We start from the raw sequence: 14,439 nt of genomic DNA, 5'->3' as shown, positions 1-14,439 counted from the left end.
TTCTACAAGTAAGCATGCATTAATTTCTCTTTACCGAGAGAATCAACCAGCATTATCTCTTCATAACTTGCCGGCTTTTCCGCATCGCCGAAGAAGTCGGCAGCATTCCGGTCTTTTTGCGTGATCGATTTCGCCGTCGCTTCGGTTAGAACGCTGAGTTTATCGACTATTATATTATTGCCGCTCTCCGCATCAACTTTGCCTTCAATTACAAACGGTCCCATGGAAAGAGTGAGCTCAGCAAACTTTGCGTACGCTTGCGGAAAGATCACCGCTTCAAATGTTCCGCTCAGATCTTCGAGGGAAAGAAATTTCATTATTTCGCCCTTGCTTGTTTTAATTCTCTTCGATGCCATATACCAACCGATCATCTTTATCTTTTTGCCGTTATACTTCAGCATGCCGGCAGACGGAACGATCTCTTCAGCTTTTATCTCTTCAAAAAATTCAAGCGGATGCTGGGAAACCATATAGCCGAAAGTATCAAACTCGCAAAGACATTTTTCTTCCATGCTGAAATCGATTCCAGTTACAACTTCTTTTTCCAATTTGATCGATTCATTCACAAACAAATCGTTTGAACTTTCGTCAAGCAATTTTCTGCTGTTGAAATAGACATCGAGCAATCTTAAAAGTGTCGGTCTTGTTTGATTAAAGCAATCCATCGCTCCGCACTTGATCAGAGATTCGCAGCGTTCATAGCCGAGTTTTGTTCTTACTAATAAATCGGCAAGAGAAACATATCTGCCGTTGGCTTCGCGCTCTTTGATTATCAAATCGGCTTCGGAAGATTCAAGATTCTTTATTGCCATTAAACCGATTCTTATTTCTTTAACGGCTGCGCTGTATTCATAATAACTGTTGTTAACGCACGGAAGTAAAATTTTTATTCCAAGTCTCTTTGCTTCAGAGACATAAACAGCGGCAGAATAATAACCGCCTTGATTTGTTAACACCGATGCCATGAACTGCGCGGGATAATGCGTTTTGAGATACGCTACTTGAAAGGAGAGTAATGCAAACGAAGCGCTATGCGCTTTACAAAATGCGTATCCGGCAAAACTTTCTATCTGTTTCCATAATTCGCCGGCTGTTTTATCGGAATATCCTTTTTCTTTGCAGCAGATAAAAAATTTATCCATTACCATCTGCATTGCTTTATGAGAACGCATCTTTCCGCTCATCGCTCTTCTGAGCAAATCGGCTTCTTCCAAAGTCAATCCGACAATATGATGAGCGACTTTTATTACATCTTCCTGATAAATCATAACGCCGTATGTTTCACCAAGATATTTTTCCATCTCTGGGACTAAATATTTTCTTCTCTTAGGATCTTTATGCCGCTCAATAAATTCTTTCATCATTCCGCTTTCGGCAACACCCGGACGGATGATTGATGATACGGCCGTAAGCATTTCAAATGTGCGGCAGTCGGTGCGCTTAAGCAGTGAACGCATGCCGGGACTTTCAATATAAAAGCAGCCGATAGTATTTCCGGTGCGGATTAATTCTTGAGTCGCAAAATCGGCAAATACATTTTCATAATTGAATATATCGAAGCCGGTCTCGTTAATAATTCTTGGGACGGCGTCAAAAATTTTATTCAGTTTTCTGGCTTCCGGCAATTTATATTTTGCCAGATCCAGCACTTCTGACTTGTTTATATTCTCTTCTTTTATCATATTAATGGTGAACATTTGTGCACTATATTATAATTTATTATCGACTATTTCAAGGGCAAAATTGACTAAAAACAACATTTTTCTATGAAAACCATCTTCCACTTAGATATGGATGCTTTTTTTGTCTCGGTCGAAAGGATTTTAGATCCTTCGCTCGAAGGTAAACCGGTAATTGTTGGCGGAGATCCGCATGGGCGCGGAGTTGTTGCCGCTTGTTCATATGAAGCCAGGAAATACGGCATTCATTCGGCAATGCCGATTCGAAACGCTTACCGCTTATGCCCAACAGCTCTCTTTCTTCACGGTCATTACAAAGAATATGTGCGCTACTCAAACGCGGTGAAATTACTCTTAGAAGAAAAATTTCCGCTCGTGCAGCAGGCTTCTGTTGATGAATTTTATTTTGATTTTACCGGATGCGAAAAAATTTACGGCAAGCCGGAAAAGTTTGCCAAGGAATTGCAGGATGAAATCCAGCATAAATTTTCTCTCCCTTGTTCTATGGGGATCAGCTCGAATAAAGGCGTAAGTAAAATTGCTACCGACTTTAAGAAACCGTGCGGAATTACTTTTGTTCCTCACGGAAAGGAAAAAGAGTTTCTTGCGCCTCTTGCAATTGAAAGAATTCCCGGTGTTGGCAAAAAAACTTTCCCAATTTTACGGGCGCGCGGATTTAAAACAATCGGAGATATTGCCAATGCTTCGCCGGATTATCTTGCAACTGTTCTCGGAAAGTTCGGCACGGATCTCTGGAACCGTGCTAACGGTTTTGGCAACGATATTCTTTATGCTGAACATGATAGAAAAAGCATCTCGAAAGAAACAACTTTTAACCAGGATATAGTCGGCAAAACAGAAATTGAAAATCATCTCTTCGAACTAATTGCAAAAGTTGCCCAGCTTCTCCGGAATGAAAATTTTCATGCTGCAACTGTTTCTATAAAACTCCGTTATTCGGATTTTTCAACAATTACGCGTGCAAAAACTCTGCACGAACCAACCGATGATGATAAAATTATATTTGAAACCGCTTCTAAACTTTTCCGCAACGCTTATTCGCGGAGAGTCGGCGTCCGCTTGATCGGTGTTCACCTTAGCAATCTCGATCATTCTTCCGAACAGGGAGTTTTATTTGAAGATGAAGACATCATCCGCAAACGGATGCTCAATGCCGTAACTAAAATCAGAGACAAGTTCGGCTCTAAGTCAATTCATATCGGCGCGGAAGGGAAGGATTAAGATGTTTACTCTTCACGCACATTCCAATTATTCTTTGCTTCAATCAACAATTAAGATTGATGAACTCGTCGGCTTCGCAAAAAAATCGAACAGTACTTACGTAGCGCTTACAGATACAAATGCCATGTACGGTTTAATCCAGTTTCTCAAAACCGCTAAAGAAAATAATATCAAACCTATTCTCGGCGCTCTTATTGACGATCCCAAAGAGAAAGATTTATCCGCGGTTTTTATTGCCAGGAATAATGACGGTTATTCCCATCTATGCAGAATTATTACAACCCGTAAATTAAAAGACGATTTTTCCTTGCCTAATCTTTTCAAAGAACCTTTAAACGATCTTTTCATTCTTACTTCCTCTATCAGTTTATTGAAACAGATGCAGATTGATCTGTCGCTCAGGCAAAATTTATTTGTAGAACTTATTGTGACGGAGAAACAAAAAAATAATACTCGTGTGCTTTATGATTTTGCAAAAGCGAATCATCTTAAAATTGTCGCTACTCATCCGGCATATTTTCTTTCGCCCGAAGATTTTCTTCTTCACAAAGTTGTTTCTGCAGTTAGAAGTAATTCCACTCTTGCCAATTTGGAGAGCGCAGATATTATTGACGAGGAATTCTATCTTAAATCTCCGGCAGAGCTTTCACTTACTTGGAAAGGACTTCCCGAAGCTCTCTGGAATGCCGATAAGATTGCGCAAGAATGTAATGTTGATCTTAAAATAGGCGAATATAAATTCCCAACATTTTCAGTACAGCTGAACGACAGCGCTTTCTCATCTCTCTGGAAAATCTCTTTTGAAGGTCTTACAAGGCGGTACGATAAAATTACAGAGCAGGCAATTAAACGGCTCAATTATGAGTTAGAAGTAATTGAAGAACTTGGTTTCAGCGATTATTTTTTAATTGTTTGGGATATTATACGTGAAGCAAAGAGCCGCGGAATAATTCATATCGGTCGCGGCTCGGCAGCAAATAGTCTTGTCTCTTACTGTCTTGGTTTTACGGAAGTTGATCCGGTAAAACATAATCTTTACTTCGAAAGATTTCTTAACCGCGGCCGCCTTTCTCCGCCGGATGTTGATCTGGATTTTTCATGGAAGGAGAGAGACTCAATTATAAAATATGTTTTTGAAAAGTATGGTTATGATCGGGTCGGAATGATCTCCACAACAGTTACTTTCCGCGCGCGTTCTGCTTTCAGAGAAGTTGCCAAAGCATTCGGTATCCCCGATTCCGAAATTTCCAAGTACAGTAAATTTATTCCGTGGACTTCGGCACACAATCTTCCGAATATTGCCGAGAAATTTCCGGAGACACGTTCTTTAGATTTTAAAAATGAACCTTGGAAAACAATTGTAAACCTTGCATCCAGACTTGCCGGATTCCCGCGTCACTTAAGCATTCACCCGAGCGGAATAATTATTACAAAAGAAAAAATTACAAATTACGTTGCAATGGAATACGCCAAGAACAAAGGGCTCGGTCTAGTGATCACACAGCCGGATATGTATTCCACGGAAGAACTTGGTTTGATTAAAATTGATCTGTTAAGCCAGCGTTCTCTCGGTGTGCTAAAACTTACCATGAATGAATTGAATAAAATTTCGGCTTCTAAAAATAATACAGGGGATATCAGCATCCCGATCTATAATATCTCACTCCATTAATTGCTCCATTAACCAAATATAAAAATATTTTAATGTATGGCGATAAACATCTCACGATCTCAAACTCCGAGATACATCTTTTCAACGCAGAATAATTCCAGTTTTTAATGTTAGGGCAATAGTGCAATTTATTCCGCATGAATTTAAATGAACTTCATAAGCCGGTTTGTTGTTTTCCAAATTAGATCATGGTATTAAAGAGATCAACATTCCATCAAGCACATAAGTAAATGAATACATCTATAGATTGATTTGTAAAGATAATGTAATCAGATCCAGGCGGTGATGTCCTTAGTAAGATTGTCAATTTGAATAATAATAAATAATTCTTGGATGGTACCATGATTATCGGTTTGGACATTTCCGCGATGGGCGGAAAAAACACCGGCACTTCAAGATATATACAATGTCTGCTATCTCAATTAAATAAAACTGAACATGAGATAAAAACATTTCCAATACAATCAATCGATCGATTACCAAAAAGTAACATTCTAAATTCAATTCCATTCATAAAAAGAGGCGGGATTAACCGCCATCTTTACAGAACATTTTTGCTCTCCTCGGATATGTATAATGCCAAAGTGGATTTCGGAATTTTCCCGAATTATTTAATGCCTCTCAATTTCAATAAACCATCTTTAATAATCATTCATGATCTTTCTTTTTATTCTCATCCAGATTTCTATTCAAAAGCATTTGTCTTCTATTACAAAAACCAGTTGACAAAGATTATGAAAAAGAATCCGTTGATTGTCACTATAAGTGAGCACTCAAAGGAAATGATTAATAAATATCTTGGAGTAGATAAAAATAAAATTCATCTGCTGCAGCCGTATGTTGACGCAAGTATTTTCTCAAAAAATCATTTGACGAATCATATCAATGCTGAAAGCCCATATTTTTTATATGTCGGGCATATTGAACCACGGAAAAATTTATTATTCATGATTGAAAATTTTGTTAGCTGGAAATCGAAAAACAGTGTCAAAATGAAATTGAAAATTGCCGGTGAGATCTGGCAAAATTCGGAAGAAATTCAAAACATGATGAAACGCTATTCTCATCATCCCGATGTTGAATTTACCGGGTATGTTGAAGAGCTTGAACTTCACCAACTTTACCAAAACGCTGCGGGATTTGTACATTCAAGTTTTGTAGAAGGTTTTGGATTTCCGGTGTTGGAAGCGATGCATTACGGATTGCCCGTTCTTTGCAGTTCAGGCACGAGTACAGAAGAAATTTCGCAACCACATTCTTTTACTTTCCATCCTTCCATGTGTAATGAGATGTTAATGGGATTTGACCGTTTATATATTGCCGCTCAATCGGAAAAACAAAAATATAAGATTGAATATTCGCCGGAACAGATGGCTGACCAGTTAAATTCAATATTATCAACCGTAATCCAAAAAGAAAATATAATATTCTACTTGAATCGAGCGCACCACGATGAAGTTGAAAATGCAATTGAAAAAACTCTTCTTTATTATAAACTTTTTAACAGCGGATTGGAATTTGAAAGTTTGCATCCTTTTCTGCATGATATAAAAGTAACAAGAGAGCAAATAGATGACGCAACCGAATCATTACTTATGAAGAACGCGATAACAATCAATAACAACAAAATGATTCTTAATACGGAAATTGATTCGTTCTATACTAAAAAAAATAAATCGATCGATCCGCGGTTGGTAAAAAGATTATTAAAAGTGCTAAATAAAATTCCGTTTATAACTCTGATTGCTTTTAGCGGAGGAACCGCCAATTATGGTATCAACAATCATGATGATATTGATCTCTTTATAATTACAAAGCCTTATTCGGTTTATATTGTTTATCTGTTGATCCATGCTATATCGCTTCTCTTCAAATCAAGAAATATAGTGTGTGTTAATTATTTGATTGATGAAAAGGAAATAGTGATAAATACCCCTAATGATTTATATGTAGCTCATCAAATCATGAGTCTGAAACCATTTAAAAATGATGAATACCTTAACTTTTTTATTAGTAAGAATAATTGGGTAACAAATTTCTATCCAAATTATAAGATTCCGGAAAGTTCACATATTCAAAGTTCCTCATTGTATAGAATAAATTCGCTATTTAATTGGGCATTAAACAAAATGTACCGTAAATGGTATCAAAAATTTATCAATAGTTCTGGCGACGGCAACGTAATATTATCCGAACATGTAATTAAACTCCATACTCAGGATTATAGAAAAAAAATATTAGAGGAATTTGATATACAATGGTCTAGATACATAGAGTCTAAAAACACTAATGATATTATCCAGGCATTGGCTAAGTAATGTTATGAATAATATTTTATTAACTCATTCATATTTCTACCGGTTCGATCCTAAACAATGGGAGACTAAAAAACCGTATCCGCCGTTGGGCACTTTATACGCTGCTTCCTATCTGCGGAGTAACGGGTTCGATGTAAGTGTGTTCGATACAAACCTAGCGGAATCAGCTACAGATATTATTCCAGTTCTTGAAAAAAATCATCCTAAGTACTTGATAATTTATGATGATGGTTTTAATTATTTGACAAAAATGTGTTTAACCAAAATGAGGGAATCCGCATTCCAGTTATCCCAAATTGGAAAACAATTCGGTTGTACAGTAATAGTCTCCGGTTCCGACTCGACAGATCATTATGAAAAATATCTTGATCATGGTGCTGATTATATTTTGATGGGGGAGGGTGAAGTAACTTTATATGAACTACTCACATCAATTGAAAGCGGAAATAAAAATATAGAGAAGATAAACGGAATTGCTTTACGGTCCGGAACAAAAACTATTACCACCGGCAAGAGACAAATTCTAACAGCTCTGGATGAGTTTCCATTCCCTGCCTGGGATTTAATTGATATAGATAAGTATAGAAAAATCTGGTTGGATAATCATGGTTATTTCTCTTTAAATATTGCTACAACAAGAGGATGTCCTTTCAAATGCAACTGGTGTGCAAAACCGATTTACGGTACACGGTATAATTCACGCTCACCTAAAAATGTTTCGGATGAAATTGAATTTCTTATTAAAGAATATCAGCCGGATCATTTCTGGTTCTGTGATGATATCTTTGGTCTAAAACCCGGATGGATAAACGAATTCCGGAATATAGTCCTAGAACGTAATATGAAATTCAAGTATAAGATTCAATCAAGAGTGGATCTTCTTCTTAATGAAAACAATATCGACGCACTATTTCAATCGGGTGCAGAAACAGTTTGGGTTGGGGCAGAATCCGGATCGCAGAGAATTCTTGACGCGATGGATAAAGGAACAACAATTGGACAGATCTATAGTGCAACTAAATTATTGAAAGAGAAAAAAATTAATGTGGCTTTTTTTATCCAGCTTGGTTACTTAAGTGAAACTAAAAAGGATATTGAAAAAACAATTGAAATGATTACGGAATTGCTTCCCGACGATATTGGTATTTCAGTTTCTTATCCATTGCCCGGAACAAAATTTTACGAAATGGTCAAAGCAGATTTAGGAACTAAAACCAATTGGAATGATTCCGATGATCTTGCAATGATGTTCCGAAATACTTTTCAACCGGTCTATTATAAAAGAATGCATCATTTTATTCATCGGGTTTATCGAAACCGGAAAGCAATCTCGGCTCTTAAGGCAATAATTAATAATCCGTTTAGACAAAAAATATCAACTCTTAAGACGGCGCTTTCTATCTTTTACTATTTACCTCAAGTTATTATTGATTCATTTTATTTAAAGAGGCTTGAAGGATCGAATTGAATATCCGTCAACCATTAAATTATCTATCCCATCCGCATCAATATTTTCCCATTTTGCTTTTTATTCTTTTAAGTCTGTTTCATATAAAATATGGGATAATTCCCGCATGGAATAATATAAATTCGGATTTCCCGAACTACTACTCTGCATCGAAACTGTTCATAGAAGGAAAAGATTTATCAAATATCTATGATGATTCATGGTTCCAGCAAAAAATAAATGATTACGGCATTAGAGAGAAAGGAAAATTTTCACCCTTTCCGCCCCCAACGGTTTTTGTTATGCTGCCCGGTGCGTTTTTCAATCCATTAACAGCAAAAAGAATTTTTCTTGTTCTCAATTTGATCGTGCTTCTCTTTACTGCATATCTCTTCGCAAGAATTTCTAAACTAAAAATTATTGTCTGTTTGAATTTCATTCTTTTTTCGGGAGCGGCATTAGTGAACAATTTATTGCTGGGACAGCTTTACTTGTTTCTCTTGATGTTTATAGTGCTCGGCTATTGGCTCCTCGAAAAGCGGAAAGAACAATTCGCGGGATTATTCTGGGGAATAGGTGCAGCAGTAAAATATTTCCCTCTTGTTTTCATTCCTCTTTTATTCTATAACAAAAAATGGAAAATTCTTGTCTCCTTGCTTTTGACGTTAATTTTAATAAACACGGTTTCATATTTTATTCTAGGACCGGAGATCTACCGCCAATTTATTGACAAAGTTCTATTCTCCCATTTAAACGGAGAACTCAGCAGCCAATCTAATTATGCAGTTCAGTTTCAATCGTGGAATTCACTTTTTAGAAATTTATTTGTCTATGATATGGCAGAAAATAAAACTCCTTTTATTAATAGTCCCGCCCTTTTTAATATTGCTAGAGTAATTGTTTATTTATCATTTACTATCATCACAGTTCTAGTTTCAATAAAAATTAAAAATGATAAAAATTCCTTCGCTAAATCAATAGCTCTTTCATCTCTTCTTTTATTGGTACTCTCTCCGGCTTCTGCAAGTTATCATTTACTCATCCTTGCATTTCCGGCAATGTTACTAATAACAAGTTCTCTGAATGAAGATTACCCGGCATCCAGTCTGACATTCATTATACTTTTCATTTTAGTGGGGTCTGCACCGTTTCTGTTGCCTAAACTTGGAATCGGTTCTTTGATCCTTCTCTTTTATCGCTTGTGGTTGACGGTTGCATATTTTACTGCAGCAGTATGGTATTTACTAATAAGTAACAGAATGGAGAGATTAAAGAGAGTCTAATTCTTCCGGCTTACAAGTCCGAATGTCAAATTCTCTTCCTGAACGTTATAGAGAATATTGCTCGCGGTATAACCGGAATTCCAAACCATTGTTCCGGAATAGATTTGATCTACGGCTTGTAAAACTTCATTTGTCTTAATCATTTTCATGCATTGGTTGTCACCATTACAAGGTGATATTGAAAAATGATGAACGCACGGACTGCAGTAAATGTTTTTATAAATAAAAAATACATTTTGTTGTTCGCTGTACTCTAAGGGAGAGCAAGGACCGAAGAGAGCAATAGTTTTTTTCTTCAAAGCAAACGCAATGTGCATTGGTCCTGAATCATTAGTGATCATCAAAGAACTTCCGGCTATCAATACAACTAATTCCTTTAAAGAAAATTTGCCGGAGGTATCGGTTACATTTACGCGATACTTTGGATTAATCTCATTATAGATAGATCCAACATATCCGGCTTCTTCAGATGAACCGGTTAGGACAATTTGTTTATCGTGATATTTTTCTGAAATCGAGTTAATCAGATCAACATAGTTGGATTTATCCCATCTTCTTTCGATTCTTAGATCGGAAGCGTTTGGATTGATGACAATATAATCTTTAGACTTATCGAATAAATTTTTGAACTGAGAAGCTGATTTAAAAAATCCGTTATTAAATAAGTCAGAATAATCATAAATCTCATTTACTGCCGAATCGCAACCGAACATTTGCGCTGCCTGAAGATAAACATTTTTTACCGGCGCTTTTGTGTTGAAGTAAATCATTTTGGAATAAACGCCGAGCTGAATCCGGGACTCTTTTCTGTAGAAACCGATTTTGTATTTTGGAAAACAGAATACAGTAAAGAGAGTACTAAAATATGAATAGATTTCTAGATCGATAAAAAGATCAATCCTATTACGCAAAAAATTTGTTATGCTTTTTAGGGAAGTATACGCCAGAGAGACGGCATTCTTATCATCTATAGTCAGAATTGTATCAACGAAAGAGAAACATTCCAAGAGCGGCATGTTTTTGGGAATAGTGACAAATATTATTTCAGCATCCGGATATTTTGTTCTAAGTGAAATTAATAACGGAGTGCTTTGTATTATGCTTCCCATTCCCATGAATTTACAAACCGCAATCCGCTTGATTGTTGAATTATCCGGTTCCTTTTCTTGTTTGAATAATAAGAATAGTTGGAAGATCAAATTCAAAGAGAATACAAAAGGAATTCCAATCAGCTTGTCTATAAATATTTTTGATTTGAGCTTCAACGAGTTAGAATTATCAATCTTTAGCATTTTAAACAGAGGACCTATATAGAAAGTTCATGCTGAACAACTATAAAAAATATAAGAAGTGGAGCAGAAGGTTGAGCACCGTATTCGGCAACTCGGCTAGAAATATAATTCCTGTTGGGCTTAATAGTCTTGTTTCTCTTTTTGTAATTAAATATTCGTCATTTATGACATGGGGCGAACTTGTCTCTTACCTGATCATTTTTAATTTAGGAGCTCAATTGATCGGATGGGGAAGCAAGCAGTATTTATTAAGAGAATTTGCAGTTGATCCCGCGAATGTAGGAATCAATTGGTTTGAAAATCTAAAAGCGCGTTTTCCGCTTTTGATATTTTTCTCATTAGTAGTTCTGCTGATTGATATACCGGGCAATATTAAAGTTATATTGATTACTTGGCAATCAATACTCTTTATCAGCCGATCATTCGAAGTATTGATTTTATTTTTTATAAGAATGCGGATCTTTCTAATTCTTGAGATAATTCTCTCATTCCTTCTTTTGGGAACTCTCTTTTATCTCCAGAAAAGTATAACTATTCAATTTGTTTTAATACTTCTTGCTCTTAACGAATCAATTCGATTAATTGTATACGCATTTCATTTCCGTAAATCGCTGAAGTTTAAGTTTTCTTTTTCTTTGAATTATAAAATCTTATCAGCCGGATTTATTTTTTTCATTTTAGGAACGATTGGAATGCTTCAAACACGGCTTGATCTCTATTTTGTGGCTTTGCTTCTCCCCAAAACCGAATTGGCAATTTACCAGATCCTAATTAATTATATAATTCTAATTCAGGCAGCAACAGGATTTGTAATTCAGCCATTCTTAAAAGAAATTTACCGGATGAATCAAGCGAGTCTTTCAAAATTCTCATTAAAATTTACATTGACAGGATTGCTTGCATCAATTCCAATAACTCTTTCTCTCGCATTCGTTCTTCAAAAGTTATACGTAATCAATTTGAGTTTGCAGATGATCATTCTGGTTTTCATCTACATCGTACCAATTTTTTATTATACAATAAGAGTTTATCTTCTTTATAAAATTAAGAAGGAATCATTAATTCTCGTCAGCGGAATTACGGTTCTTCTGTTGAGTATCCCTCTTAATTATTATTTGATTTCTATCCTCGGATTAACGGGTGCATTGATTTCCGGTGTTGCCGGCGAACTGCTTACGCTTATGTTTTATTTTTATTTCGAAAATAAAGTTGGATTAGTCGGGATTAAAAAAATAAACGTGGGACAAATAGAATTAGGCCAAACATCATAATTAATTATGAACAATAAAATTATTTTATTCAATCCGCGCAGCGCTAATTCAAAACCAAGAATTCCAAATTCTATATTGTCTATTGCCGCTTCCGTAGAAGGAAAGTATGATTACCTAATTATTGATGGAAATATCGAGAAGAACCCTTTGCAAAAAATTGTTAAAGCTATTCAATCCGGTAGCTATAAGTATTTTGGAATTACCGTTATGCCGGGACCACAGTTAAAGCAGGCAATCATTATTTCGAAAGAAATTAAAAAATCATTTAATGATATTAAAATTATTTGGGGCGGTTACTTTCCGTCAAATCAGCCTAAAGTTGTTCTTGAATCGGGTTATGTCGATTTTATTATTAATGGTCCGGGGGACCATGCATTCCCGAATCTTATTGATTCTCTTGAATCCGGAATTGAATACGGTTCAATCAACAATTTGATCTTTAAAAATGATAATCGGATAATTATCAATCCGAAAGATGAATTGTACGACCAGGATTCACTCTTTACACTTCCGTATGATAAGTTGAACGAATTCTATCCACTCAATTATTATCTTGGAAAAACATTTCTCGGCTCAAAGACTATCGCTTATCACTCAAGCGTCGGCTGTCCTTTTTCTTGTTCTTTCTGCGCCATAGTCCCGATCTATAATGCCCGCTGGAAAGGAAGATCGGCACAAAAAATTTACGATGATATTATTTATCTTAAGAATAAATACGGCGGCAATGCAATAGAATTTCATGATAATAATTTCTTTGTATCGGAGAAGCGAACAATTGAATTTTCAGAGCTTATAAAAAATGAGAATATTATCTGGTGGGGTGAGGGAAGAATTGACACGGTTAATAATTACAAAGATTCAACTCTTAAATTGATGCGTGATGCCGGGTGCAGGATGATCTTCTTTGGCGCCGAGAGTGGAAACGATGAAGTACTGAAACAAATGAACAAAGGTGGAACTCAATCAAAAGAACAGATTAAAAAATTTGCAGCACGAATGAAAATTTTTGATATCATCCCGGAATATTCTTTTGTTCTGGGACTTCCCGGAAGTTCCGATGAAGCAGTTATGAAACAAATTGAGGAAGACATAAATTTTATTCGCGCGATTAAGGAAATTAATCCAGAGACAGAAATAATTATCTATATATACAGTCCGGTACCGATGGGTGATTCGGAATTATTCAAGCAGGCAGCAAATAAGGGATTTAAATTTCCGGAAAAACTGGAAGATTGGATCAATCCGCATTGGGAAAAATTTGATTTAAGGAAGAACCCTTTAACGCCTTGGCTTAAAGATGGAATGGTCAATAAAATTAAAAACTTTGAAACCGTATTGAACGGATCTTATCCGACAGTTTCCGATATTAAATTGTCGCCCCTTCAACGAGCAACGATTAAATTGGTATCAAGGATCAGATACAATTTGAAGTTATACACATTGCCGTACGAAATAAAAATTTTGCAGAAATATTGGCTGCGGTACCGTCAGCCGGAGATAGAAGGATTTTATGTAGAATGAAAAAATTATCTGCTTTCTTAAAGGGGAAAAATATTTACAACGCTGAAGATGCATATAATCTTTGGGCTGATACTTATGATCAAGAACAAAATAATTTAATGCTCTATTATGATAATATAATTTTGCGCGATTTATTATCGGAAATGGAATTAAAAGGGAAGTTAATACTCGATTACGGATGTGGTACCGGAAGAAACTGGCCTCTCTTTCTTAAATCTAATCCAAAAAATATTATTGGCTGCGACGTCTCTTCAAACATGTTAAAAAAATTAGAATCTAAATACGATTCAGCTAAAACCTATCTTATTCTTGATAACAAATTGCCTCTCATGGATGATAATGAAACTGATATTATTATTTCTACTCTTGTCATTGCCCATATAAAAAAAATTGATGACATGATTGCTGAATGGAATAGAGTCTTAAAAAAGAATTCGGAGATCATCATAACTGATTTTCATCCTGCAATGCTGGCAAAAGGTGGTTCAAGAACTTTTATTCATAAAAATAGGTCGCTAACAATTAAAAATTATATTCACACTATAACAGAAATAGAAAAACGACTCTCCTCCTACGGATTTAGAACTCTCCGTTTGATCGAAAAAAAGATTGAAGAAGATGTAAAACATTTTTACGTGGAGCATAACGCACTTCCGGTTTATGAAAAATTTGAGGGGACTCCCTTTATCTACGGACTACATTTGAGCAGGTAAC

10 protein-coding genes are annotated in these 14,439 nt (G+C 35.8%); 8 read left to right on the top strand and 2 right to left on the bottom strand.

The features are described 5' to 3' along the window. Window positions 1–2: 2 nt before the first annotated feature. Window positions 3–1,697 carry a hypothetical protein gene (locus tag NTX65_15660; protein ID MCX6170776.1) on the bottom strand — a complete coding sequence of 565 codons (1,695 nt, stop codon included), beginning with the start codon at window positions 1,695–1,697 and terminating at the stop codon, window positions 3–5. 69 nt (window positions 1,698–1,766) lie between these two features. Here NTX65_15660 and dinB point away from each other — a divergent pair, with 69 nt between their 5' ends. From dinB to NTX65_15635, 5 genes are all read left to right on the top strand, one after another. After that, on the top strand, window positions 1,767–2,921 hold the full coding sequence (dinB, locus tag NTX65_15655; GenBank protein ID MCX6170775.1) for a DNA polymerase IV: 1,155 nt from the start codon (window positions 1,767–1,769) through the stop codon (window positions 2,919–2,921). 1 nt (window position 2,922) lies between these two features. After that, window positions 2,923–4,593 (top strand): PHP domain-containing protein, encoded by a 1,671-nt coding sequence (locus tag NTX65_15650; protein MCX6170774.1) that lies wholly within the window; start codon window positions 2,923–2,925, stop codon window positions 4,591–4,593. 341 nt (window positions 4,594–4,934) lie between these two features. After that, window positions 4,935–6,911 (top strand): glycosyltransferase family 1 protein, encoded by a 1,977-nt coding sequence (locus NTX65_15645; protein MCX6170773.1) that lies wholly within the window; start codon window positions 4,935–4,937, stop codon window positions 6,909–6,911. Between the two features lie 4 nt (window positions 6,912–6,915). Beyond that, on the top strand, window positions 6,916–8,379 hold the full coding sequence (locus NTX65_15640) for a radical SAM protein (GenBank protein MCX6170772.1): 1,464 nt from the start codon (window positions 6,916–6,918) through the stop codon (window positions 8,377–8,379). Next, window positions 8,376–9,641, top strand: coding sequence for a glycosyltransferase family 87 protein (locus NTX65_15635; GenBank protein ID MCX6170771.1), 1,266 nt, complete (start codon window positions 8,376–8,378; stop codon window positions 9,639–9,641). The genes NTX65_15640 and NTX65_15635 overlap by 4 nt, the downstream gene beginning before the upstream one ends. On the opposite strand, the gene NTX65_15630 is transcribed toward NTX65_15635, so the two are convergent. Beyond that, window positions 9,638–10,933 (bottom strand): glycosyltransferase family 9 protein, encoded by a 1,296-nt coding sequence (locus tag NTX65_15630; protein MCX6170770.1) that lies wholly within the window; start codon window positions 10,931–10,933, stop codon window positions 9,638–9,640. The two genes, NTX65_15635 and NTX65_15630, sit on opposite strands and share 4 nt — an antisense overlap. A gap of 71 nt (window positions 10,934–11,004) precedes the next feature. Between NTX65_15630 and NTX65_15625 the strand changes: the two genes are divergently transcribed. From NTX65_15625 to NTX65_15615, 3 genes are read left to right on the top strand one after another with little or no spacing between them, the layout of a single operon-like run. Further along, window positions 11,005–12,204 carry a hypothetical protein gene (locus tag NTX65_15625; protein MCX6170769.1) on the top strand — a complete coding sequence of 400 codons (1,200 nt, stop codon included), beginning with the start codon at window positions 11,005–11,007 and terminating at the stop codon, window positions 12,202–12,204. 6 nt (window positions 12,205–12,210) lie between these two features. Further along, the gene (locus NTX65_15620) at window positions 12,211–13,725 is read left to right on the top strand and encodes a radical SAM protein (GenBank protein ID MCX6170768.1); all 1,515 of its coding nucleotides are present in this window, start codon (window positions 12,211–12,213) and stop codon (window positions 13,723–13,725) included. Continuing rightward, entirely contained in the window at window positions 13,722–14,438 is a 717-nt protein-coding gene (locus tag NTX65_15615; protein ID MCX6170767.1) for a class I SAM-dependent methyltransferase, read from the top strand. Before NTX65_15620 ends, NTX65_15615 begins: the two co-directional genes overlap by 4 nt. The last annotated feature ends 1 nt before the right edge of the window (window position 14,439 follow it).

Source organism: Ignavibacteriales bacterium (assembly GCA_026390795.1).
GTDB lineage: Bacteria > Bacteroidota > Ignavibacteria > Ignavibacteriales > Melioribacteraceae > Fen-1258.
The sequence above is the reverse complement of the archived record's forward strand: the minus strand, read 5'-3'. Positions and strand labels throughout refer to the sequence as shown.